This window comes from Streptomyces changanensis, assembly GCF_024600715.1.
GTDB classification, from domain to species: Bacteria; Actinomycetota; Actinomycetes; order Streptomycetales; family Streptomycetaceae; genus Streptomyces; species Streptomyces changanensis.
This window is the reverse complement of the sequence record NZ_CP102332.1, coordinates 2,319,524-2,342,654: the sequence shown is the minus strand read 5'-3', so window position 1 is coordinate 2,342,654 and position 23,131 is coordinate 2,319,524. Positions and strand designations below refer to the sequence as shown.

The window sequence follows — 23,131 nt, the reverse complement described above, 5'->3', positions numbered from 1 at the left end:
GGGGATGAGGTTTCCTCTCTGACTTTCCCGGTCTCTCCGGGCGTGCGGTGTGCCGTGCTGCGGTGTGCTGCGGTGCGGATCCGTGTGGTGCGGGGCGCGGTGAGGCCGTGCTCAGCCGGCCAGCGCGCGCAGGTGGTCCCGCAGTCCCGCGCCGAACGGCGTGGGGGTGCCGTCGTACGCGCTGATCAGGGCCGGGCCCGCGGAGCAGTCCCAGGTGTTCCAGGTCCAGCCCAGGTACGACAGGCCGCGGGCGTCGAACCACGCCATGACGCGGTCGATGAACCCGTGGCCGCAGGTGTTCTCGCCGATCTCGCCCGCCACCAGCGGGACGCGGGCGGCGACCGGGGCGAGCGTGGCGTCCCAGCAGCTCTCGGTGGAGCAGGTGTTGAAGTTGTAGACGTGCCAGGCGGCGGCGAGATTGCCGGCCGGGTCCGTCGGGGCGTGCGCGAGCCACCGGCTCAGGTCGTTGGCGTAGGCGAGGCCCGGGACGAGCACGAGGTTCCTCGCGCCCGTGGCCCGTACCGCGTCGAGCAGGTCCTGCATGCCGGCCACCTCGTAGCCGATGCCGGGGCAGGTGCCGCCGTCCCGCCAGCACGCCCACGCCGCGTCGGCCGTGGGGGTGGCGCGGTCCGGGTACGGCTCGTTGAACAGGTCGAACACGACGCGCCGGTCGTCCTTGAAGGTGTCCGCGACCGAGGTCCAGAACGCCGGTGTGTAGCGGGCGTTGGGCATCGGCTTCTGGCAGCTCGCGTGCTCGTCGGCGCAGCCGGCGGAGTTGCCGGTGTACCGGCCCCAGCTCCAGTGCAGTTCGAGCACGGGGGTCATGCCGTGCGCCAGCACGCGGCCCACGAAGCCCTTCACGGCGTCGACGTAGGCGGTCCCGCGGTATCTCGGGTCGATGTTGTCCAGGCCCAGCCAGCACTCCTCGTTCAGGGGGATGCGTACGGTGTTCGCCTTCCAGTCCGCGATGGCGCGCACGGAGGCGTCGTCCACGGGGCCGTCGAAGATCCCGCGGCCCTGGACGCACATGAACTCGCCGCCGGAGCGGTTCACGCCGAGCATGCGGCGGGTCCGGCCGTCCCCGTCCACGAGCCGGTTGCCGCTCGCGGTGAGGACGGGCGCCCCGTCACCGGGGCCCGGCGGGTCCGGCGGATCGGGTGGATCCGTCGGGCCGCCCGGGTCACCGCAGGGGGTGCCGTCGAGCGTGAAGGCGGTCGGCGCCGGGTTGGCGCCGGAGTACGAGGCGACGAAGCCGGCCGTGACGCTGGCGCCCGGGGCGAGCGCCGCGTTCCAGCTCTCGTTCACGACGGTCACCGAGGCACCGGACTGGGACCACCGGGCGCCCCAGCCCTGGGTGACCCGCTGGTCGCCCGGGAAGCCGAAGCCGAGCCGCCAGCCGTCCAGCGCGGGGCCCCGGTTGGTGACCGTGACCGAGCCCTGGAACCCGCCGGACCACTGGTTGACGACGGTGTACTCCACCGTGCAACCCGCGGTGGGGGCCGCCGTCCGCACGGGGGCGGCCGCCGGCGGGGCGTCCGCCACGGGGGCGGCCGCACGGACCGGGGTGGCGGCCGCTGGGGCCGCCGGTGCGAGAACGACGCCCGCCAAGGCGAGCGCGGCTCCCACGACGAACGATGATGTGCGCGGGGGGTGTCGCATGAGCGACTCCTTGCCATTTAGGCGCGAACCTGACAACGCGCCGACTGACGTGGAACCGCTCCCACTGGTGTCGCCGACCGTAACCCCGGTCCGCCGTCAAGCAACAGAGGGTGGGTCAAGTTTTTCTTTCGAACTTCTTCGACTCTTCGCACACCTTGACCGCGCACCCGCCCCTCCTCATAGTGGGAGCGCTCCCACTGGTTCAAGGCTTGTCACCCCCCTCCTCCTGCCCTACAGAGCCGCTAGGAGAGACCCGCATGTCGCCAGGACCACGTACGGGCCGGCGCCGACGGCTGACGGCCGTCCTGGCCGCCGTCCTCGCCCTCCCCCTGGGCATGACCGCGGCCAACGGCGCACCCGCCGGGGCGCGCACCGCCGCAACAACCGCCTCCGCAGCCGTCCAGTGCAGCGTCGACTACCGGACCAACGACTGGGGCTCCGGCTACACGGCCGAGCTGACGCTCACCAACCGGGGCACCGCCGCCCTGGACGGCTGGACCCTCCGCTACGACCAGACCGGCAACCAGCGGCTGGCCAACGGCTGGAACGGCACCTGGTCCCAGACCGGCAAGACCGTCACGGTCACCCCCGTCGGTTGGAACAGGACCGTCCCCGCGGGCCAGGCCGTCACCACCGGCGCCCAGTTCACCTACAGCGGCGCCAACGCCGCGCCCACCTCCTTCACCGTCGACGGCACCGTCTGCGCCGGCGCCCAGCAGCCGCCGGTCGCCGTGCTGACCAGCCCCGCCCCGGGCGCCACCTACACCGCCGGCGACCCGGTCCCGCTGGCCGCCACCGCGGCGGCCGCCGACGGGGCGACCGTCGACAAGGTCGAGTTCTACGACGACACGACCCTGCTCGGCACGGACACCACCGCGCCGTACGCCCTCACCGCCCGGGGCCTCGCCGCGGGCACCCACTCGCTCTACGCGAAGGCGTACGACAGCCGGGGCGCCGCCGCCGAGTCCGCCCCCGTCGGCATCACCGTCGCCGCCGGGCCGGCCCTCGTCGCGACCCCCGCCCAACTGCCGGTCCGCCAGGGGCAGTCCGCGACCTTCGACGTGAAGCTCTCCACCCGGCCGGCCGCGAACGTCACGGCGACCGTCGCCCGTGTCTCGGGCAGCACCGGCCTCACCGCGGCGCCCGGCACGCTCACCTTCACCCCGGCCGACTGGAACACCGCCCGCAAGGTGACCGTCACCGCCGCCGCGACCGGCACGGGCTCCGCCGTGTTCGCCGTGACGGCCCCCGGCCACGCGAAGGCCGAGGTGACCGCCACCCAGCTGGACGGCGACTCCACGTACGACGCCCGGTTCCTCGCCATGCACGCCAAGATCACCGACCCGGCGAACGGGTACTTCTCGCCGGAGGGCATCCCGTACCACTCGGTCGAGACGCTGATCGTCGAGGCGCCCGACCACGGCCACGAGACGACGTCCGAGGCGTACAGCTACCTTATCTGGCTCGACGCCATGTACGGCAAGGTCACCGGCGACTGGACCCGGTTCAACGGCGCGTGGGACACCATGGAGAAGTACATGATCCCCACCCGCGCCGACCAGCCGACGAACGACAAGTACAACGCGTCGAAGCCGGCCACCTACGCCCCCGAGCACGACCTGCCGACGCAGTACCCGTCCCGCCTCGACGCCGGCGTCCCCACGGGCTCCGACCCGATCGCCGGCGAGCTGAAGAGCGCCTACGGCACCGACGACGTCTACGGCATGCACTGGCTCCAGGACGTCGACAACGTCTATGGCTTCGGCAACGAGCCCGGCAAGTGCTCCGCCGGCCCCGCCGCCACCGGCCCCTCCTACATCAACACCTTCCAGCGCGGCCCGCAGGAGTCGGTCTGGGAGACCGTGGCCCACCCCACCTGCGACAACTTCACCTACGGCGGCCGCAACGGCTACCTGGACCTCTTCACCGGCGACGCGTCGTACGCGAAGCAGTGGAAGTTCACCAACGCCCCCGACGCCGACGCCCGCGCCGTCCAGGCCGCCTACTGGGCGGACGTCTGGGCCAAGCAGCAGGGCAAGGGGACCGCGGTCTCCGGTGTCGTCGCCAAGGCCGCCAAGATGGGCGACTACCTGCGGTACTCCCTCTTCGACAAGTACTTCAAGAAGGCGGGCGACTGCGTCGGCGCGACCACCTGCCCCGCCGGCACCGGCAAGAACAGCGCCCACTACCTGATGTCCTGGTACTACGCCTGGGGCGGCGCCACCGACACCTCCGCCGGCTGGGCCTGGCGCATCGGTTCCAGCCACGCCCACAGCGGCTACCAGAACCCGCTCGCCGCGTACGCGCTGAGCGAGTACGCCCCGCTGAGGCCCAAGTCGGCGACCGGCGCGCAGGACTGGGCGACCAGCCTGGACCGGCAGGTCGAGTTCTACCGCTGGCTCCAGTCCGACGAGGGCGCCATCGCGGGCGGCGCCACCAACAGCTGGCAGGGCCGCTACGCCACCCCACCGGCCGGCACGCCCACCTTCCACGGCCTGTTCTACGACGAGAAGCCCGTCTACCACGACCCGCCGTCCAACCAGTGGTTCGGCTTCCAGGCCTGGTCCATGGAGCGGGTCGCCGAGTACTACCACCAGAGCGGTGACGCCCTCGCGAAGAGCGTCCTCGACAAGTGGGTCGACTGGGCCCTGTCGCAGACCACCGTCAACCCCGACGGCACGTACCGCTTCCCGTCCACCCTGCGCTGGTCCGGCAAGCCCGACACGTGGAACGCCGCGAACCCCGGCCCCAACGCCGGCCTGCACGTCACCGTCGCCGACTACACCGACGACGTCGGCGTGGCCGCCGCGTACGCCAAGACCCTGACGTACTACGCCGCCAAGTCCGGCGACGCGGACGCCAAGCGGGTCGCCAAGGCACTCCTCGACGGCATGTGGCAGCACCACCAGGACCCGCTGGGCATCGCGGTCCCGGAGACCCGCGCCGACTACAACCGCTTCGACGACCCGGTGCACGTCCCCGCCGGCTGGACCGGCACCATGCCGAACGGCGACCGGATCGACTCCACGTCCACCTTCGCCTCGATCCGCTCGTTCTACCAGGACGACCCCGCCTGGCCGAAGGTCGAGGCCTATCTGAAGGGCGGCGCCGCGCCGGTCTTCACGTACCACCGCTTCTGGGCGCAGGCGGACATCGCGCTCGCCATGGGCGCGTACGCGGAACTGCTCGAATAGCCCCGCGGCGGCTTTCGCGTACGTCACAGCCGGGTGGGCCGCGCTGTTCGCGCCCCACCCGGCTTCCGCACGCCCCCACCCGCACGCCCCCACCCGCGCGCCCCGACAGGAGGCACCGTGCGCACGAAGTGGACCCTGCTCACCGGACTGGCCCTGGCCGCCGGCCTGCTCACCGCCGCACCACCACCCGCCCCGGCCGTCCCCACGGCCCCTGCCGCCCCCGCGGTCCCGGTCGCCCATGCGGCCCCGACCGCCCCCGGGGGCGCAACAGTGCCGGCAGCCGCCGGCACCGCACGGACCCCGGCCGCCCCCGGCGCCCCGCGGATACCCACGGTCCCCGGCATCGCACCGGCCCTCTCCACTCCTTCCGCCCCTGCCGGCGCACCGGCCCCCGGCACCACCTCCGCCGACACGTACACCTGGAAGAACGTCCGCATCGACGGCGGCGGCTTCGTCCCCGGCATCGTCTTCAACCGCGCCGAGAAGGACCTCGCCTACGCCCGTACCGACATCGGCGGCGCCTACCGCTGGCAGCAGTCCACCAAGACGTGGACCCCGCTCCTCGACCACGTCGGCTGGGACCGCTGGGGCCACACCGGTGTCGTCAGCATCGCCACCGACTCCGTCGACCCCGACCGCGTGTACGCCGCCGTCGGCACCTACACCAACAGCTGGGACCCCGGCAACGGCGCCGTCCTGCGCTCCACCGACCGCGGCGCCACCTGGCGCACCGCCGACCTGCCGTTCAAGCTCGGCGGCAACATGCCGGGCCGCGGCATGGGCGAGCGCCTCGCGATCGACCCGCACCGCAACGGCGTCCTCTACCTCGGCGCGCCCAGCGGCCACGGCCTGTGGCGCTCCACCGACGCCGGCGCCACCTGGTCGAAGGTCACCGCCTTCCCCAACCCCGGGAACCACGCCCAGGACCCCACCGACCCCTCCGGTTACGCCTCCGACAACCAGGGGATCGTCTGGGTCACCTTCGACGAGTCCACCGGAACCCCCGGCTCCGCCACCCGCACGATCTACGTCGGCGTCGCCGACAAGGAGAACGCCGTCTACCGCTCCACCGACGCCGGCGCCACCTGGTCCCGGCTGCCGGGCCAGCCCACCGGCCTCCTCGCCCACAAGGGCATCCTCGACGCGCGCGGCGGCCGGCTGTACCTGGCGTACAGCGACACCGGCGGCCCGTACGACGGCGCGGACGGCGCGGTGTGGCGGTACGACACGAAGGCCGGCACCTGGCAGGACATCACCCCGGACACCGACCCGTACTACGGCTTCAGCGGTCTGAGCCTCGACCGGCAGAGGCCCGGCACGGTCATGGTGACCGGCTACAGCGCCTGGTGGCCCGACACGCAGATCTTCCGCACCACCGACGGCGGGACGAACTGGACCCGGGCGTGGGACTTCTCCCCGTACCCCGACCGGACCGACCGCTACACGATGGACGTCTCCTCCTCGCCCTGGCTGGGCTGGGGCGCGAACCCGTCCCCGCCCGAGAAGTCCCCGAAGCTCGGCTGGATGACGGAGGCGCTGGAGATCGACCCGTTCGACTCCGACCGGATGATGTACGGCACCGGGGCCACCGTCTACGGCACCGAGGACCTGACCCGGTGGGACACCGGCGGCCGCATCACCATCAGGCCGATGGTCCGGGGCCTGGAGGAGACGGCCGTCAACGACCTCGTCTCCCCGCCGTCCGGCGCGCCGCTCCTCAGCGCCCTCGGCGACATCGGCGGCTTCCGCCACACGGACGTCACGAAGGTCCCGGCGATGATGTTCACCTCCCCGAACTTCACCAGCGGGACGAGCCTCGACTACGCCGGGGCCAGGCCGGACACCGTCGTCCGCGCCGGCCATCTCGACGCGGGCCCGCGGATCGCGTTCTCCACCGACAACGGCGCGACCTGGTCCCCGGGACAGGAGCCGGCGGGCGTCTCCGGCGGCGGCACGGTCGCCGCCGCGGCGGACGGCAGCCGCTTCGTGTGGAGCCCGGACGGCGCGGGCGTGCACTGGACGTCCGGCCCGGGCGGCACGTGGACCGCGTCGCGGGGCGTCCCGGCGGGCGCCGTCGTCGAGGCCGACCGCGTCGACCCGCGCACGTTCTACGCCTTCGCGGGCGGCACGCTCCACGTCAGTACGGACGGCGGCGCGACGTTCACCCCGAAGGCGACGGGCCTGCCCGCCACCGGTCCCGTCCGCTTCCAGGCGGTCCCCGGCCGGGCCGGTCACCTCTGGCTCGCGGGCGGCGCCGCCGGGGCGTACGGGCTGTGGCGCTCCACCGACGCGGGGACGACGTTCACCAAGGTCCCGGGCGTCGAGGAGGCCGACACCATCGGCTTCGGCAAGGCCGCGCCGGGCGCCTCGTACGACACGCTCTACACGAGCGCCCGGATCGGCGGCGTACGCGGCATCTTCCGCTCCACCGACGCCGGCGCGAGCTGGACCCGGATCAACGACGACGCCCACCAGTGGGGGTGGACCGGCGCCGCCATCACCGGCGACCCGAGGGTCTTCGGCCGCGTCTACGTCTCCACCAACGGCCGCGGCATCGTCTACGGCGACCCCTCCGGCAGCCCGGGTCCGGATCCCGACCCGGACCCGCCCACCGGGGCGACCTGCGAGGCCGCGTACCGGGTGACCAACCAGTGGCAGGGCGGCTTCCAGGCCGACGTGACGGTCAGGAACACGGGCACGACCGCGTGGAACGGTTGGCGGGCCGCCTGGGCCTTCCCCGACGGCCAGCGCGTCACCCAGGGGTGGAACGCCGCCCTCACCCAGTCCGGCGCCGAGGTGACCGCCGCGCCGGTCGGCTGGAACACCCGCGTCGAGCCGGGCGCCGCGGTCGCCTTCGGGTTCACCGGCTCGTGGTCCGGCGCGAACCGGCCCCCGCCGGTGCTCACCGTGGACGGCACGCGCTGTGCGACCGCGTCGCCGTGACGGCGGTGCCGGGGGTGCCGGGGGTGACGCGGGCGCCGGTCCGGCGCCCCTGGCACCCCCGGCGTCACGTCACGCCCACCGCGCGAGGCGTGCGTGCCGCCGGCGCCGGTGGTAGGCGACGGTGACGGCGACCAGCAGCGGCGGCCAGGTGAGCAGCGGCAGGTAGCAGACGAGGAGCAGCGCGTCCTGCGCGGGCGTCCCGATGCTGCCGTCCCCGAGCCCCGCCGCCTGGGCGTAGAAGCCGTACGCGGCGAGCCCCGTCAGTCCGGCGGCGCCCAGCAGCGCGGGCACGACCGCGGCGAGCGGCCGCACGCCCCGGCCACCGAGCAGCGGCACCCAGCGGGGCACCACCTCCCCCCAGCCCTGTACGAGCCCCAGCGTCAGCAGCGCGAGCAGCTCCGACAGGACACTCAGGCCCACGACGTACGCGATCTCCCACCCGCCTTCGACGGGCTGTTCGGCGACGGGCAGCCCGGCGGCGAGGGCGATCCGCCACAGCCCGGACGGCAGGGTGACGAGCGGGACGGCATGGGCGGCGAGCACGGCCCAACGGGGCACGTGCGGCAGGGCGTTCATCGTCAGCATGCGGCCATGCTGCCGTCGGCCCGGTGGCTGTGCCGTCGCCGCCGGGTCGCATCATCCGCCCGCCCCTCCGCCACACGGCGGACCCACCCCTACGACCCCGGTCGCCCAGGGCGCGGGCCCCACGACCCGGCGCGGCGAGGCCAGCCACAGCCGCTGCCCGGCGGCCGTCACGGTCAGCCCGAACGCGTCGGCGGACGGCCGCCCCAGCCCGGCGTACTCCGCCTCCACCCGCTCGACCTCCCGCCACAGGTCGCGGGGCCCGTACTCCCACACCTCCCGCGCGGCGGCGTGCGCGGCGGACCTCGACCCGTCCTGGAACCAGAGCTCCACGCCGTCGCCCTCCCCGGAGTGCCACGCCCGCACCCCCGGCAGGCGGGCCCCGGCGTACAGGGCGAACCCGAGGTCGAGCAGCCGCGCGGGCGGCAGGGCCCCGGCGCGGCGGCGGGCTGTGGCCCCGTCCACGCCCACCGCGTCGTCCGCCGCCCGGTGGGACCGCATCGGCATGTACGAGGCACCACCGTGGAAACGCCCCTCCGCGACGGCTCCCGCCCCGGCGGTGAGCCGCACGAGCGCACCGGACCAGAAGTCCCGGCACAACGGCGCCACCAGCACGCCACTGGGGCGCAGCTGGGTGAGGAGGTCGGGCGGTACGCGGCGGACTCCGCAGGTCACGACGATCCGGTCGAACGGCCCGGCACCGGGCAGCCCCCACGCGCCGTCGCCGTGGACGGCGTGGGGCGCGTACCCGGCGGCGGAGAGGGCCCGCGCGGCCCGATCGGCGAGGGCCGCGTCGACCTCCACGGTGTGGACGTTCCGGTCGCCGACCCGCTCGCACAGCAGCGGCCAGGTGCCCGGTGCCGGTGCCGACCTCCAGCACCCGGTGCCCGTCGCGCAGGTCGAGGAGCCGCAGCATCCACGCGACCATGCTGGGTTGGCTGTTCGAGCAGGTGGCGACACCGGGGCCGTCGGGACGACCGTCGTCGAGCTGGGTGACGACGGGCTCGTCGGAGTGGAGCAGCGCGAGCCGCCCGTCACCGGTGACGGGCACGCACCCGGCGGCCGTCTGCCGCCAGGCCGTCTCCGGGACGAACGCCGCCCGGGGGACACCGAGCCAGATGCGGCACCACTCCACGTCGAGCAGCCCGCGCTCGCGGAGCGACTCCACGAGCGCGACGTGCCCGGGACGCGGGGCGAGACCCATTCCCGCCCCCTACCTGCCGGGCCCGGAACCGTCGGGCGACGGCGGCGCGGGCGGCGGGTTCCACGGCTTGTCGGACGGCGGCCCGGCGTGCTTCCCGTCGGTCATGAGGGGACCTCCTTCGTGAGGGGTACGGCAGCGGTGGCAGGACCGGCAGGACCGCGGCCACCAGGAGAGGTGGTAGTCGACCCAGTCGTCCGGTTTGTAGTCGTGCCGCCCCAGGTCGACGGCGGTGCGGGGCGTGAGGACGACACCGCAGTGGACGCAGTCCGCGCCCCGCCGCTGCCGCTCGGTGACCCGCCGCACCGGGGGCACCCCGCCCGGTACGGCCGCCGGGACGCGCCCGCAGCTCACCGCCCCGCCTCCCCGCCCGCGCACCGCGCGCACGCGCAGGGCGGATAGCGCAGCCCGTCGACGGGCGGATCACCGGCCTCGAACTCCCGCCGCTCGCGCACGGTGTCGGCGGTGCCGTCGGCACGGACCCGGTACACGCGCAAGGTCATGCCGCTCACCGGACGGCCCCGCCGTCCGACACGTAGGGGCGTACCGGTGAGCCCGTCTCGATCAACACGTCCGGCCCTGCCGCTGCCCGCGGCAGATGCGCGGCGACGGGTTGCCAGGGAGTCGCCCGCGCGGCACCCCAGACAAGGGAGCCACTGCTGGTGCGGGTCGGGCAGTGGGGACGTTGCAGCGATTGTCCCCTCGCCATGTGAGGAGGCGGGGCGGCGACACGGACCATACGATCACCTGCATTTCGCTACGCTGAGTTGTCCTTGATGACTCTTCGACAGTAGAAGCCCACGCCCACGCGTTGAACCGACTGCCAGTACCGGTTATGGGCGTCTCTTCGGGCAGGAGGAGCGAATGCGAGGCAAGCGGAACGTAGGAACCCGGACAGTCGGTCGGGGTCCCTCCCCACCGTCACGTACAGGGTTGATCTCCGGATTCGTCTTTCGGCTGGCGCGGGAGCAGTTAGGGCTCACGCAGGAGAGGCTCGCCGAGCGGTTGCGGGTGTCTTCCGACACCATCGCCGGATGGGAGTCCGGCAGGCGGGCACTCACCGCCGTTCCCACCGGCCAAACGCTCGTCCACCGGCACATGCTGCTTCGGATGGGGGCTTCGCCCCCTCTGCTCCAAACGCTTGAACGAGCCATAGAGGCGGATGTCCTGTTGACGAGCATGCTCGATGACGGAGCACCGGAAGAGAGCCCCATGGGCGCGTGGGTGATGCGGCGCGATCTCATGGAGGTGATCACGTGGCCTCTGACCGGCATGGTGCCGACCCCCCTCCGCTCGCTGCCCCAGCCGCCGCGACTCCGGCGAGGGCCCGCACCCGCTGGGCCAGAGATGTGCAGGGCTGACCGAGAGTGCCTCTTCGGCCGCCTACGGCACACAGCCGAACTCGCACGGGACCCCGACTTGTTCCTTCTGCGACGCCAGAGCCTCTACCTCGCCGGATACGACACCGAGAGCGATACGACGGCTTGGCTCAACGGGCAACAACGGGCAGTGCGCCCGGACGGCTGGCTCAACCACTGGCTGCACTCTCGCTCCGTCGCAGCAGTCGCAGCCCGCCAGGGGGACCGTGACCGGATGAGCCACTTCATCGGTTCGCTGGAGGGCGACGACGCTTATGAGGCGGCGAACTTGAACTACTGGGCGTACTGGATCGGGGAGCTCGACACGGTGGAGCTGACCGACGACTTCATCGCAGACCCGACACTGGGCCCTTGGACGGGTGACAGGTTGCTTGCGCATCTCACTCGTGGTCTGACACCCGAACACGGGTTCTTCGAGCTGAATGTCCACACCCTGTGGGCCTTGCTCATTGCCAGGCCGCATCTATTGCGACGGTCGGCCGGCGGATCACACCTGTCTGAACGGCTCCCCATGCTGTTGGATGACCATGGCCTCTCACCGCATGCGCGGCGAGAGCTGGAAGGCATCCGGTATGCGATCCGCCTCGCTGAGGCGTGAGAGGAGACGGACGGTGGCTGACGACCTGTCCGCGGTGGGCCGCTTCTTGTTCGAGGCCGGCACGCTCAAGCACAGCAGGCGCACGGGCTGGTGGATGGCCGGGGTGCGGGACCCGGAGAGCGTCGCCGAGCACTCCTGGCGTACGGCCCTCCTCGCGTCGGTCATCGCCGAACTGGAGGGCGCCGACCCGGCACGTGCCGCGCTCATGGCCGTGTGGCACGACTCGCAGGAGACGCGTACGGGCGACGTGAACCACCTAGGCAAGAAGTACACGCCCGCCGCCGACCCCCGTGCGGTCACCGCCGACCAGACGGAGGGTATGCCGCCCGGCCTCGCGGCGCTGGTGCGCGGACTGGTGGGTGAGTACGAGGCCAAGGAGTCGCCCGAGGCGGTCTGCGCCCGGGACGCCGACAAGCTGGAGTGCCTGATCCAGGGCGTCGAGTACAGGGAGCAGGGGTACGCCCACGCACAGCGCTGGATCGACAACAGCCGAGACAGGCTCGTCACGCCGACGGCACGGAGCCTCGCCGACGAGGTGCTCCGGCAGGGCAGCCTCGACTGGCTGCGCGTGGCGATTGGCGAGGAGAAGGCGTAACCGGCAGGCACGGATGATGCCGCCGCGCCCGGTCGCATGGGTGTCGGATGACCTGGGCGAAGATCCGTCCGGTCGGCTCCGGCCGGTGGGGACCCTCCTGTGCGCGTCGCGACCAGGCGGAACCGAGGGCCCACGCCGCCTCCGACATGCCGGGTCCGCACCCGGATCGCCCGGGAGGCCACCCAGGCCGAGTGCTCCACATGGGCGGGTGGGACGCGCCGACGTCACATGGACACGCCACCCGATCGGGGCCTGAGGGTGACGGGGCAGGAGTTCCACAGGGCCACTCCGGCGCGGAGGAGTGCCAGTACCGCGCGTCGCTCGTCGGGTGTCCACGCGGCGCACTCGTTTCCGAACAGCCGCTCGTAGGCGCTGTCGTGCACGGCTCCCTGCGCGGGCAGCTCGGGCAGCTCCTGGACCGCGTCGAGCCCTCGGGCCAGATCCTCGAAGAAGTGCCACGCGTCCAGGACCGCGCCCGGTGGGACGTGGCGACGCGCCGGATCCTCCAGCCAACGTTCGACACGGACGAGCTCCAGGGTGCCGACCTCGGAAGTGGCCAGCCGCCGCCCTTGCCGACGCGCGTACACCCGCGCTTGCCGAGCCGTCACGAACAGCGGCACTCGCCGACGATCGGGTGCCGGCGACGTCAGCACCCGATCCGGTTCGTCATCCCCGCCACCGATCCACAGGACCACCCCGCTGCGGCTGAGCCCCCGCACCCGGTACGCATGGGGACTGCCCCCTCCACCGCGCCGTCCGGCCGCGCCCGCGTCCGCCCTATCGATCTCTGTCACGCCCTCACCCTGACATGGCACGGCAGAACCGTCGCGCGCCTTTCTCGGCGGCGCCTGGCGGACGATGCGCTGCGGCAGAAGGGCCTGGCGGCTGCACATGGCGGTCGGCGAGGGTAGGACGCCCCCCCCCGTGCCGCTCGAAGAAGGGCGCTCCGCTCAGCGGCGACCCCGGACGTGCCGGGGTCGCCGGGAGGGGGCACGGGCGTCGGCAGGCTCAGACGGCCAGGGCGAAGATGCGGGGGCCGTGACGAAGCATGCCACTACGCCACTCGCGCGCTCGTGCAACTGGACGCCACCTGGTACGCGACCGGTATGGAGCGGGTGCGTGAGGTGCGGCGAGCCCTGGCGCCATGGCAGCACGAGCAGTGCGTCCGCGACCTTGACGAGCGGCTGTACGGGTGGGGGACGACGCTCAGCGCCCTTGCGCGTTGAAGGCCGTGATCGCTTGCGGGAGTTCGGCGAGGTTGCCCACGCGGAAGGTGGGCAGCTGTACGGCCTCATCGGTATCCCACTGGATCGTTGCCCACGGGCCGCGTCGTACGAGGGCCGTGTGCATCCCGGCCTTCACCGCCGGGCGGATGTCGTTGTCGACGCGGTCGCCGACGTACAGGATCTCCTCAGCCTCGTACGGGACCGCCTCGGCGACCCGCACGAAGAATGCGGGGTCCGGCTTGCTGGCACCCGAGTCGTCCGACGTGCCGATCAGGTCGACGTCGGCGCTGAACAACTCCCGCAGGAGCCCCCCGGCTCTCACGGTCTGGTTCCCGGCTATGCCCAGCCACAGTCCGTCCGCGCGCAGCTTCGCGAGCGCGGGCCGGACGTCCGGGTACAGGTCGTCCTCGCCGAACCACTCCGGCTGCCCGGCGGCCGCACGCTCCTCCCGCTCGGCGTACAGGTTGAACCCGGGGCGGAACACCTGGAAGACATCGCGGTAGTCGCGGCCCTGCGCGACGACGGCGCCGAACATCGCGGCGAACGTGTGGCGCGGCACGCCCAGCCAGTCCGCCCACGTGCCGTACTCGCGGGTCTCGTCCACCAGGCACTCACCGATGTCGAACACCACCGCGTGAATCATGGCCGCAGCCTAGACGCGGGCCTGGGCATGACGAAAGCACCCCCGGACCTCCCGCAGTCGGGAGGGCCGGGGGCGTCGCCGTCAGGTGGGGTCCGTGTGGCCACGGTTTGGCCAGGAGTCGGGATACGACGAAGGGCTGACCTGTTTTACCAGGTCAGCCCTTGATCGATCAGGGTGAGTAACGGGACTCGAACCCGCGACATCCTGGACCACAACCAGGTGCTCTACCAGCTGAGCTATACCCACCACGACCGGTCGTTTTTCCGACCGGCCGAGAAAAAGTGTACAGGGTCCGGGAGGGTGCTCGCGCACGCGTTTCCCTGGGGGCCTCCCGGACCCGTGGGAGCGGGGTCAGGCCAGGGGTTCGGTGGGCAGGACGTGGCGGGCCGCGATGGCCTTCGCGGTGTCGGAGTCGGGGCCGGGCTGCGGGACGAAGACCGCCTCGCGGTAGTAGCGCAGCTCGGCGATGGACTCGCGGATGTCGGAGAGCGCCCGGTGGTTGCCGGTCTTCTGCGGGCTGTTGAAGTAGGCCCTCGGGTACCAGCGGCGTGCCAGCTCCTTGACGGAGGAGACGTCGACGATCCGGTAGTGGAGGTACGTCTCCAGGCCGGGCATGTCGCGGGCGAGGAAGCCGCGGTCGGTGCCGACGGAGTTGCCGCACAGCGGCGCCTTGCCGGGCTCCTTGACGTGCTCGCGGACGTACGCCATGACCTGTGCCTCCGCGTCGGCGAGGGTGGTGCCGCCCGCGAGCTCGTCGAGGAGCCCGGAAGCGGTGTGCATCGCGCGCACCACGTCCGGCATCGTCTCCAGCGCCGCGTCCGGCGGCCGGATGACGATGTCCACGCCCTGACCGAGCACGTTCAGTTCCGAGTCGGTGACCAGTGCGGCCACCTCGATGAGTGCGTCGTCCGTCAACGAGAGCCCGGTCATCTCGCAGTCGATCCACACCATGCGGTCGTTCATGCGTCCACCTTAAAGGGGCCGCCGGTGGGGAGTGGCGTCGTGCCCACACCCCCACCGGCGGCCCCTCAGGGACGTGCCGTGCCCTACGGCGCGCTGCGCTGGCCGGGCAGGGCGCCCCGCCCGGACGCGAAGGCGTCCGCGTGCGGCTTGCCCGGGTCCATGCCCAATCCGGCGCCCGCGCCCGCCGTCGGCCGGCGCAGCCCCGGGCCCTGGCCCGCGGCCTGCGGCGGGACGACCGCGTCGGCGACCGACGGCGGCCCCCCGTCGCCCTGCGGGCGCCGGGCCCGGTAGGCGGCGCGGTAGGCGGCCGGCGACGAGCCGAGCTGCCGGCGGAAGTGGCCCCGCAGCGCCACCGGCGAGCGGAAGCCGCAGCGGCCCGCGACCTCGTCGACGGAGTAGTCGGACGTCTCCAGGAGGCGCTGCGCCTGCAGCACCCGCTGGGTGATCAGCCACTGGAGCGGCGCGCTGCCGGTGAGCGAGCGGAACCTGCGGTCGAAGGTCCGTCGGCTCATGTACGCCCGGGCGGCGAGCGTCTCCACGTCGAACTGCTCGTGGAGGTGCTCCAGCGCCCACGCCACCACCTCGGCCAGCGGGTCGGCACCGATCTCCTCGGGGAGGGATCGGTCCAGGTAGCGCTCCTGGCCGCCGCTGCGGCGCGGGGGCACGACGAGCCGCCGGGCGAGCGCCCCGGCCGCCTCCGTGCCGTGGTCCGTCCGCACGATGTGCAGACAGAGGTCGATGCCGGCCGCCGTGCCCGCCGACGTCAGCACGTCGCCGTCGTCGACGAAGAGCTCCCGCGGGTCCACGTGGACCGACGGGTAGCGCTTGGCGAGCGTCGGGGCGTACATCCAGTGCGTGGTGGCGGGACGCCCGTCCAGTAATCCGGCGGCGGCCAGCACGAAGGCCCCGGTGCACAGGCCGACGATGCGGGCGCCCTCCTCGTGTGCGCGGCGCAGCGCGTCGAGCGCCTCGGCCGGTGGCGGTGAGGTGATCGACCGCCAGGCCGGTACGACGACGGTGCCCGCTCTGCTGATCGCTTCCAGGCCGTACGGCGCGGAGAGTTCGAGTCCCCCGGTCGTGCGCAGTGGCCCTTCCTCGCCCGCGCAGACAAGCAGCCTGTAGCGCGGAACTCCGGCGTCCTGGCGGTCGATCCCGAACACCGAGAGTGGGATGGAACTCTCGAAGATGGGCCCGCCGCTGAACAGCATGACGGCGACGACCTCGCGACGGCGGCGTCCGGACAGTTTGCGTCCGGTCTCCGGTGCGGCGGAGTCCTGGCTCATGACGCTAAGCCCCCCTCGGTGTTCGCGTCTCCTAGGTCCTGTCGCTCCTGCACGTTTCCCCTCGGTTTTGCACGAGACCCCGTTCTCCGATAGTCATGATCGAATCTACTGCGTCCCGCGCTGCCGGCGTGACAAGTTCCGTATCCGGCACTATGTCGACAAGGCAACTTGGCGCGAAGCATTCGATCACGAAGCGTTTCACCCGGAGGGCCCCGCAGGGAAGTGCGTCTCACGCTCATGGCCCATCCGCGTAGGGTGCGCGAGGCCCCTGCGGCCCTTATCTCCCAGGTGGCAAGGGGGTTCGCAGGCCATTCCGGCAAGGAACGGCGGGGCTGCTGAAGTTGGCTGAAAACATACGGGTGCGAGTGTGCGAAGCCCTCAGTCTCCCGGCGCACTCCCCGGCCCGCACCGTCCGCCCCGGTGCGCCCCGTTCCCCGTGCGCGCGTGCCGGCCCCGGTGCGGCGCCGGCGCCCCGCCCCGTTCCCCGCCCGCCGCGGCGCAGCACCACCCGGCAGGCGGCCGTCACGGCCGCGAGCCCGAGCGCGGTCCCGGTGGCCGCCACGAGCGACTCCTCGTACAGGAGGAGGACGAAGGGGACCAGCCGCAGCTGAAGGCGCCCACCGCACCACGTCGTCGGCCGCGTCGGCGGGTGCCTCCGGCACATCGGGTACCCCGGGTGCGCCTGGCATACCCCCACGTCTGCGCCCGCCCGCCGTGGCGGCGGCCGGGGGCGGCTCCGTCCGGCCGGTCGGCCGTGCCGTCCGCGCCGACCGCCCCCGCTCGACGGCGGCGGACGCGTCCCGCCCGGCGGTCGCGTCAGGTTCGGCGGAGGCTTCACGCCGGGCGACCGCGTCCCGCCCGGCGACGGTGTCCCGCCCGGCGACCGCGTCCCGCCCGGCGACCGCGTCCCGTCCGGCGACGGTGTCCCGTCCGGCGACGGTGTCCCGTCCGGCGGCGGAGGCCGGCCCCGGCGTGGACGGAGGCGCCGCGTGGCGCCGGGAGCCTGCCTGGGGTGTGTGCACACGAGGGCTCCCTCACGGGGTGACGGCGGGCGGGGCGGGGCCTGGCTGCCAAACGAGGAGCGGAGCGCTCCGGTCACTGTCGGGGAGTGCGGCGTGACGCTCCGGAGGGCGCCTGGGAGGCCGCGCCGAGGGGCGCCGGGGCCGGTTCGGGGCCCGGGCGGGGGACGCCTGTAGGGGCCAACCGGCGTTGCGTACGGGGGCGGGCTCGTGCATGCTCCCTGGAACGCCGCGTGCGCGGCGGCGGACGATGGGCACGAGAGGAGTGGCGCCGTACCCTTGGGGTATGGGGTTGGGAAGATGATTCCCGGACACAGCTCCGCGTGCGACGTCCCTTGAACCCCTCCCACGAGGACCTTCTTCGCCGAGACACCGATGGCCGGTCACGAATTCCCTGAACCAGCCGACCGCAGGCAGGTCGCCGATTCGGCGGTGGACCCCCTGGCGGCGGCTGACACGCGCCAGGCGTGTGATCCCGCGTTCCGGCACGGCGTCGTCGTCGGCTTCGACGGCTCGACCTCCAGCGAACGGGCGCTCGCCTACGCGATCGGCATGGCGCGCCGGTCCGGCTCGGGTCTGATCATCGTGCACGTCGCGAACCGGCTGCCCACCACCGTGTGGGCCGGCTGCGAACCGCCCGTCTTCGTCGATCTGCCGGATCATCGTACCGAGGTGCTGGGGCTGGAGCTCGCCTGCGCGGACCACCTGTCCGAAGTGCCGTGGATCCTCGTCGAGCGGGGCGGTGACATCTGCCACGAGCTGGAGGAGGTCGGCCGCGAGTACGCGGCCGACGCGATCGTGGTCGGTTCGACGCACGGTATTGCGGGGCGCATTTTCGGTTCCGTCGCCGGTCGTCTCGCGCGGCGCGCGCAGCGGCCCGTCGTCGTCATTCCCTGACCGTGCGGCGGCGCATTCCCCCGGGGCGGCTCCGGGGTGCTTTCGGACCATCGCGCTATTGATTCAATAATGAACCACATTCCCCGCCCGGCAGGGCCCGCGGGGCCGTCCGGACGGGAATTCCCCCGGCCACCCCGCCACGGGCCCCCGCGCCGGGCCCACCCCGCCCCCGCCCGCCCGCCGCTCCCGCCAGGTCCCCGGCCCCGCCGCCCCCCGCCCCGGCGTCCGCCACCGACCGTCCGCCGCCCCGCCCCGCGGCCCCCGCCGGGTCCCCGGCCGCCCCGGCCCCGCCGCTCCCGGCCCGCCGGCCGCCCCGGCCCCGCCGCTCCCCGCCCCCCGGCCCGCCGCCCACCCCGGCCTCGCCGCTCCCCGCCCCGCCGGACGCCCCTCCGCCCGCGGGCCGCCCGCGTCGGCCGTTCCCTCGGGTGCCGGATCCGACGGTTCGTCAACCGCCTCCGGGTGCACGGTGGATCACCCTCCGGTCGCACACGGACGCGACCCTGGAACGACGCCCGCGCCCCGCGCCGCCGCCTAGCGTCGGGACCATGAAGACGTCACGCACGCTGCGGTCGGCGGCAGCCGCGGCCCTCCTCGCCACCCTCGCCGCCACGGCCACGGCTCCGACCGCCCAGGCACACACCCCCGGCGCCGGCGCGTCCGCTGCCGCGCTCACCGCCGGCGCGTCCGCCACCACCGCCCCGGTGCTCCGACAGACGGCGCCCGACTCACGGGCGGCGGTCGGAGTGGTCCTGCCCCGTCCCACCGGCCCGTCGGCCGTGGGGCGCTCCACCCTCCACCTCGTCGACCGCTCCCGCCAGGACCCCTGGGTACCGGACCGGCCGCGCGAGCTCATGGTCGACATGTACTACCCCGCCCGCTCCGCGGCGGGCACGCCCGCGCCCTACGCCGACCCGCGCGAGGCGCGGCTGCTGCTGGAGGCGGCCGGGAACCAGGACGCCGAGGCCGCCGCCCGGCTGGGCGCGACCCTCACGCACAGCGTGGCAGGCGCCCGCCCGCAGGGCGGACGCCACCCGCTGGTCCTGCTGTCACCCGGATTCGGCGCCCCCCGGTTCACCCTGACGACCCTCGCCGAGGAGTACGCGAGCCGCGGCTACGTCGTCGCCGTGGTCGACCACGCCTACGAGGCGGCCGGCGCGGTCTTCCCCGGCGGGCGGGTGCTCACCTGTGTCGCCTGCGAGAAGGCGCAGACCCTGGAGGACATGCGGAAGGCCACCGTCAACCGGGGCCGGGACCTGTCGCACGTCGTCGACCGGCTGACCGGGCCGCGTCCGGCCTGGCGGTACGCCCGGACGATCGACCGGAAGCGGATAGGCGCCGCGGGGCACTCGATCGGCGGCGCCGCCGCGGCCTCCGTCATGGCGCAGGACGACCGGGTGCGGGCGGGCGTCAACATGGACGGGTCCTTCGGCGACCCGGTACCGGCGGGCGGGCTCGGGGGCCGGCCGTTCCTCATGCTCGGCACGCACGACGAGGTCCACCTGCCCGGCGGCGGCGACCCCACCTGGGACGAGGCGTGGCGCCACCTGGACGGGTGGAAGCGCTGGCTCGGCGTGAGCGGCGCGCACCACTTCACCTTCTCCGACGTGCCCGTCCTCTTCGACCAGCTGGGCGTGGCCTACCCCGGCGAACAGCCGCAGCCGACGATCGCCGCGGGCCGGGCCGTCGAGCTGACGCGCGCGTACACGACGGCCTTCTTCGACCGGCACCTGCGCGGCCGGCCCCAGCCGCTGCTGGACGGCCCGACGGCGCAGAACCCGGAGGTGCACTTCCACGGCGACGCGCGGTAGCCCGCCCGCTCCCGCGCCCACCCGCTCCCGCGCCGACGCGGGTACGACGCGGCCCGGGGGCCGGCCAGGACGGCCGGCCCCCGGGCCCGGTGCGTGCGGAGAGCGCGGTGCGGCCGCGCGTGCGCCGCCTACTCGACGGTGACGGACTTGGCGAGGTTGCGCGGCTTGTCGATGTCGCGGCCCATGGCGAGGGCCGTGTGGTACGCGAAGAGCTGGAGCGGGATGCCCATGAGGATCGGGTCGAGCTCGTCCTCGTTCTTCGGCACGACGATGGTGTGGTCGGCCTTCTCCTGCTCCTGGTGGGCGACGGCGAGGATCCGGCCGCTGCGGGCCTTGATCTCCTCCAGGGCCGCCCGGTTCTTCTCCAGCAGCGAGTCGTTCGGGACGATCGCCACGGTCGGCAGGGCCGGCTCGATGAGCGCGAGCGGACCGTGCTTCAGCTCCGAGGCCGGGTACGCCTCGGCGTGGATGTACGAGATCTCCTTGAGCTTCAGGGAGGCCTCCAGGGCCACCGGGTAGCCCCGGACGCGGCCGATGAACATCATCGACTTGGCGCCGGCGTACTCCGCGGCCAGCTCCTTGATCTCGTCCTCCAGCTTCAGGATCTCGCTGATCTGGTCCGGCAGGCGGCGCAGGCCCTCGATGATCCGCTTGCCGTCGGCGACGGACAGGTCGCGGATGCGGCCGAGGTGCAGGGCGAGCAGCGCGAAGGCGACGACCGTGTTGGTGAAGCACTTCGTGGAGACCACGCAGACCTCCGGGCCGGCGTGGACGTACACGCCGCCGTCGGCCTCGCGGGCGATGGCCGAGCCGACGACGTTGACCACGCCGAGGACGCGGGCGCCCTTGCGCTTCAGCTCCTGCACGGCGGCCAGCACGTCGTACGTCTCACCGGACTGCGACACGGCGATGTACAGGGTGTCGGGGTCGACGACCGGGTTGCGGTAGCGGAACTCGGAGGCCGGCTCGGCGTCGGCCGGGATCCGCGCCATGCCCTCGATGAGGCCCGCGCCGATCATGCCGGCGTGGTACGAGGTGCCGCAGCCGAGGATCTTCACGCGGCGGATGCCGCGGGCCTCGCGGGCGTCCAGGTTCAGACCGCCCAGGTGCACGGTGGAGAACTTGTCGTCGATGCGGCCGCGCAGCACGCGGTCGACGGCGTCGGCCTGCTCCGAGATCTCCTTGTGCATGTACGTGTCGTGGCCGCCCATGTCGTAGGAGGCGGCCTCCCACTCGACGGTCTCGGGCGTCGCCGTCGTCAGCGTGCCGGAGGTCGTGTACGTGCGGAACTCGTCGGCCTTCAGGGTGGCCATCTCGCCGTCGTCCAGGGTGACGATCTGACGGGTGTGGGCGATCAGCGCGGCGATGTCGGAGGCGACCAGCATCTCCTTCTCGCCGATGCCGAGGACGACCGGCGAGCCGTTGCGGGCGACGACGATGCGGTCGTTGAAGTCGGCGTGCATGACGGCGATGCCGTACGTGCCCTCGACGACCTTCAGCGCCTCGCGGACCTTCTCCTCCAGCGACTCGGCCTGCGAGCGGGCGATCAGGTGGGTGAGGACCTCGGTGTCGGTCTCCGAGGCGAAGACCACGCCGTCCGCCTCCAGCTTGGCGCGGAGCTCGGCGGCGTTGTCGACGATGCCGTTGTGGACGACCGCGACCTTGTTCTCGGGGTCCATGTGCGGGTGCGAGTTCACGTCGCTCGGGGCGCCGTGGGTGGCCCAGCGGGTGTGGGCGATGCCGGTGGTGCCGGTGAAGCGCTTGGGGACGCGGGCCTCCAGGTCACGGACCCGGCCCTTGGCCTTGACCATCTTCAGGCCGCCGGACTTGGGGCTGGTGATGACCATGCCCGCCGAGTCGTACCCCCGGTACTCCAGCCGCGCCAGACCCTCCAGCAGCAGCGGAGCGACGTCGCGCTTGCCGATGTAACCGACGATTCCGCACATAAGGTGTTGCCCCTCCAGGTTCGGTGTGTGTGCCCGGTCCGACGCTCAGCCGTAGACGATGCGGCGCAGCTGGCGGAGCGAGAGCTCCGGCGGCGCCACGGCGCGGTGCGGCAGCTCCGCCGCTATCCGCTCGAAGATCTCCGCGTTCACCGCGCCGGCCGCCTGGAGCTCGCGGTGGCGGCGCCGGACGTACTCCTCGGTCGTCTCGTCGAAGTACGCCAGCACGTCGAGTACCACCCGGGCGGCCTCGCCGCGCGGGAGCGCGGTGCTGCGCACCAGGTGGTCGATGAGGTCGTCGTGTGACGGGCGGCGATCGAGCACCCGTCGATATTGGAGGACGGGCAGGTCGATGGCAACATTTCTGCCCGATATCGGGCAGAGGTGTGCCCGTTTTGGTCAGAGTTGTTGGAGAACGGCCCGTTTCGCCGTGCTGAACTCCTCATCGGTGAGGACGCCCGACCGGTGCAGCTCACCCAGCGCCATCAGCGGGTCCTTGCGGAACCCGTACAGCTTCACGGCGTACGGGTCGTACTCGGGCGCCGGGGGAGAGGCCGGCGCCCCGACCGCCACCCGGAAGCGCAGGTAGCCGTTCTCCAGCCCGACGGCGGGCAGCCACTCCACCGCCCGCACGTCGGCCGGCGCCAGGGTGCGGGCGCCCCCCGAGGACGTGGAGTCCAGTTCCACTCCAGGCGGACGGCCTCCCCGTCGAACGTCACCGTGCCGTCCCCCGCCCCGACGGTGAGGGGCACCGGCGGGCCGGGCAGCAGGTACCTGTCCACGGGGCCCGTCCCCGTCTGCTCCAGCAGCATCGCGCGGCGCACCTCGTCCACGAAGTACTCCGCCACCTCGCTCCGGTCGTTCGCCACCGCGAGCCGGTAGGGGTCCGAGCCGTCCGCCAGCCTGCCCCGGGTGATCCGCAGCAGCGGATCGACGCCGTCCCGCAGCCGCAGCCGCAGCCGCAGCCGCAGCCGCAGCCGCAGCCGCAGTTGCAGTTGCAGTCGCAGCCGACCGGTCTTCCTGCCCGGCTCGAACGAGATGCCCGCCGGCGCGTCGAGGGGTACGGCGACCTCTCCCAGGGTCTGGCGCAGCAGCCCCACGCCCTTGTCGCCACCCGGCACGATCCGTATGACGTCCCCGTCGAAACTCCAGGTCCCGTCCTTCTGGATGATTTCCGTCATGCCGAGGATTCCGACAC

17 protein-coding genes, 1 tRNA gene and 2 pseudogenes are annotated in these 23,131 nt (G+C 73.2%); 7 read left to right on the top strand and 13 right to left on the bottom strand.

Features of this window, described 5'->3' with window-relative positions; genetic code table 11:
• Window positions 1–111: 111 nt before the first annotated feature.
• Window positions 112–1,659 carry a cellulose binding domain-containing protein gene (locus NRO40_RS10380; protein WP_079047466.1) on the bottom strand — a complete coding sequence of 516 codons (1,548 nt, stop codon included), beginning with the start codon at window positions 1,657–1,659 and terminating at the stop codon, window positions 112–114.
• Window positions 1,660–1,916: 257 nt separating this feature from the next.
• Between NRO40_RS10380 and NRO40_RS10375 the strand changes: the two genes are divergently transcribed.
• Both NRO40_RS10375 and NRO40_RS10370 read left to right on the top strand, forming a co-directional pair.
• Window positions 1,917–4,853, top strand: a complete 2,937-nt coding sequence (locus NRO40_RS10375; RefSeq protein WP_058944852.1) for a glycoside hydrolase family 48 protein — start codon at window positions 1,917–1,919, stop codon at window positions 4,851–4,853.
• Window positions 4,854–5,195: 342 nt separating this feature from the next.
• Window positions 5,196–7,796: a cellulose binding domain-containing protein gene (locus NRO40_RS10370; protein ID WP_232791251.1), complete on the top strand. Its 2,601-nt coding sequence runs from the start codon at window positions 5,196–5,198 to the stop codon at window positions 7,794–7,796.
• Window positions 7,797–7,865: 69 nt separating this feature from the next.
• On the opposite strand, the gene NRO40_RS10365 is transcribed toward NRO40_RS10370, so the two are convergent.
• The 4 genes from NRO40_RS10365 to NRO40_RS10350 form a co-directional block, all read right to left on the bottom strand.
• Entirely contained in the window at window positions 7,866–8,381 is a 516-nt protein-coding gene (locus tag NRO40_RS10365; RefSeq protein WP_058944853.1) for a hypothetical protein, read from the bottom strand.
• Window positions 8,382–8,432: 51 nt separating this feature from the next.
• On the bottom strand, window positions 8,433–9,182 hold the full coding sequence (locus NRO40_RS10360) for a protein-L-isoaspartate O-methyltransferase family protein (RefSeq protein WP_306674859.1): 750 nt from the start codon (window positions 9,180–9,182) through the stop codon (window positions 8,433–8,435).
• 409 nt (window positions 9,183–9,591) lie between these two features.
• The gene (locus tag NRO40_RS10355) at window positions 9,592–9,933 is read right to left on the bottom strand and encodes a hypothetical protein (RefSeq protein WP_058944854.1); all 342 of its coding nucleotides are present in this window, start codon (window positions 9,931–9,933) and stop codon (window positions 9,592–9,594) included.
• Window positions 9,930–10,082 (bottom strand): hypothetical protein, encoded by a 153-nt coding sequence (locus tag NRO40_RS10350; RefSeq protein WP_157901936.1) that lies wholly within the window; start codon window positions 10,080–10,082, stop codon window positions 9,930–9,932. Before NRO40_RS10350 ends, NRO40_RS10355 begins: the two co-directional genes overlap by 4 nt.
• 361 nt (window positions 10,083–10,443) lie before the next feature.
• On the opposite strand from NRO40_RS10350, the gene NRO40_RS30755 reads away from it, so the two are divergent.
• Window positions 10,444–11,556, top strand: a complete 1,113-nt coding sequence (locus tag NRO40_RS30755) for a helix-turn-helix domain-containing protein (protein ID WP_058944855.1) — start codon at window positions 10,444–10,446, stop codon at window positions 11,554–11,556.
• A gap of 13 nt (window positions 11,557–11,569) precedes the next feature.
• Window positions 11,570–12,151, top strand: coding sequence for an HD domain-containing protein (locus NRO40_RS10340; protein WP_058944856.1), 582 nt, complete (start codon window positions 11,570–11,572; stop codon window positions 12,149–12,151).
• Window positions 12,152–12,375: 224 nt separating this feature from the next.
• Here the strand turns inward: NRO40_RS10340 and NRO40_RS10335 are convergent, their stop codons facing one another.
• Window positions 12,376–12,771, bottom strand: a complete 396-nt coding sequence (locus tag NRO40_RS10335) for a hypothetical protein (RefSeq protein ID WP_232791250.1) — start codon at window positions 12,769–12,771, stop codon at window positions 12,376–12,378.
• 426 nt (window positions 12,772–13,197) lie between these two features.
• Between NRO40_RS10335 and NRO40_RS10330 the strand changes: the two are divergent.
• Window positions 13,198–13,377, top strand: a pseudogene (locus NRO40_RS10330) (transcriptional regulator); the annotation flags it as partial.
• Here NRO40_RS10330 and NRO40_RS10325 read toward each other — a convergent pair.
• From NRO40_RS10325 to NRO40_RS10310, 4 genes are all read right to left on the bottom strand, one after another.
• Window positions 13,358–14,020, bottom strand: a complete 663-nt coding sequence (locus tag NRO40_RS10325; protein WP_058944857.1) for an HAD family hydrolase — start codon at window positions 14,018–14,020, stop codon at window positions 13,358–13,360. The pseudogene NRO40_RS10330 and the gene NRO40_RS10325 sit on opposite strands and share 20 nt — an antisense overlap.
• 173 nt (window positions 14,021–14,193) lie before the next feature.
• A tRNA-His gene (locus NRO40_RS10320) sits at window positions 14,194–14,266 on the bottom strand.
• Window positions 14,267–14,371: 105 nt separating this feature from the next.
• Window positions 14,372–14,983: an oligoribonuclease gene (gene orn, locus NRO40_RS10315; RefSeq protein ID WP_058944858.1), complete on the bottom strand. Its 612-nt coding sequence runs from the start codon at window positions 14,981–14,983 to the stop codon at window positions 14,372–14,374.
• Between the two features lie 83 nt (window positions 14,984–15,066).
• On the bottom strand, window positions 15,067–16,266 hold the full coding sequence (locus NRO40_RS10310; RefSeq protein WP_058944859.1) for a helix-turn-helix domain-containing protein: 1,200 nt from the start codon (window positions 16,264–16,266) through the stop codon (window positions 15,067–15,069).
• A gap of 1,394 nt (window positions 16,267–17,660) precedes the next feature.
• Between NRO40_RS10310 and NRO40_RS10300 the strand changes: the two genes are divergently transcribed.
• Both NRO40_RS10300 and NRO40_RS10295 read left to right on the top strand, forming a co-directional pair.
• Complete coding sequence (locus NRO40_RS10300; RefSeq protein WP_058944860.1) at window positions 17,661–18,182, top strand: universal stress protein; 522 nt, start codon at window positions 17,661–17,663, stop codon at window positions 18,180–18,182.
• A 545-nt stretch (window positions 18,183–18,727) separates the two neighbouring features.
• Window positions 18,728–19,990 carry an alpha/beta hydrolase family protein gene (locus tag NRO40_RS10295; protein WP_058942080.1) on the top strand — a complete coding sequence of 421 codons (1,263 nt, stop codon included), beginning with the start codon at window positions 18,728–18,730 and terminating at the stop codon, window positions 19,988–19,990.
• 128 nt (window positions 19,991–20,118) lie between these two features.
• Here the strand turns inward: NRO40_RS10295 and glmS are convergent, their stop codons facing one another.
• From glmS to NRO40_RS10280, 3 genes and pseudogenes are all read right to left on the bottom strand, one after another.
• Entirely contained in the window at window positions 20,119–21,936 is a 1,818-nt protein-coding gene (gene glmS, locus NRO40_RS10290) for a glutamine--fructose-6-phosphate transaminase (isomerizing) (protein WP_058942081.1), read from the bottom strand.
• 45 nt (window positions 21,937–21,981) lie between these two features.
• The gene (locus NRO40_RS10285; protein WP_058942082.1) at window positions 21,982–22,257 is read right to left on the bottom strand and encodes a hypothetical protein; all 276 of its coding nucleotides are present in this window, start codon (window positions 22,255–22,257) and stop codon (window positions 21,982–21,984) included.
• Between the two features lie 75 nt (window positions 22,258–22,332).
• Window positions 22,333–23,114, bottom strand: a pseudogene (locus NRO40_RS10280) (DUF4429 domain-containing protein).
• Window positions 23,115–23,131: the final 17 nt, after the last annotated feature.

What these genes read in the sequence shown, in the direction of transcription:
- NRO40_RS10380 (WP_079047466.1), bottom strand. Translation starts at nt 1,659, where the DNA reads ATGCGACACCCCCCGCGCACATCATCGTTCGTCGTGGGAGCCGCGCTC.
- NRO40_RS10375 (WP_058944852.1), top strand. Translation starts at nt 1,917, where the DNA reads ATGTCGCCAGGACCACGTACGGGCCGGCGCCGACGGCTGACGGCCGTC.
- NRO40_RS10365 (WP_058944853.1), bottom strand. Translation starts at nt 8,381, where the DNA reads ATGCTGACGATGAACGCCCTGCCGCACGTGCCCCGTTGGGCCGTGCTC.
- NRO40_RS10350 (WP_157901936.1), bottom strand. Translation starts at nt 10,082, where the DNA reads ATGACCTTGCGCGTGTACCGGGTCCGTGCCGACGGCACCGCCGACACC.
- NRO40_RS30755 (WP_058944855.1), top strand. Translation starts at nt 10,444, where the DNA reads ATGCGAGGCAAGCGGAACGTAGGAACCCGGACAGTCGGTCGGGGTCCC.
- NRO40_RS10325 (WP_058944857.1), bottom strand. Translation starts at nt 14,020, where the DNA reads ATGATTCACGCGGTGGTGTTCGACATCGGTGAGTGCCTGGTGGACGAG.
- orn (WP_058944858.1), bottom strand. Translation starts at nt 14,983, where the DNA reads ATGAACGACCGCATGGTGTGGATCGACTGCGAGATGACCGGGCTCTCG.
- NRO40_RS10310 (WP_058944859.1), bottom strand. Translation starts at nt 16,266, where the DNA reads ATGAGCCAGGACTCCGCCGCACCGGAGACCGGACGCAAACTGTCCGGA.
- NRO40_RS10300 (WP_058944860.1), top strand. Translation starts at nt 17,661, where the DNA reads ATGGCCGGTCACGAATTCCCTGAACCAGCCGACCGCAGGCAGGTCGCC.
- NRO40_RS10295 (WP_058942080.1), top strand. Translation starts at nt 18,728, where the DNA reads ATGAAGACGTCACGCACGCTGCGGTCGGCGGCAGCCGCGGCCCTCCTC.
- glmS (WP_058942081.1), bottom strand. Translation starts at nt 21,936, where the DNA reads ATGTGCGGAATCGTCGGTTACATCGGCAAGCGCGACGTCGCTCCGCTG.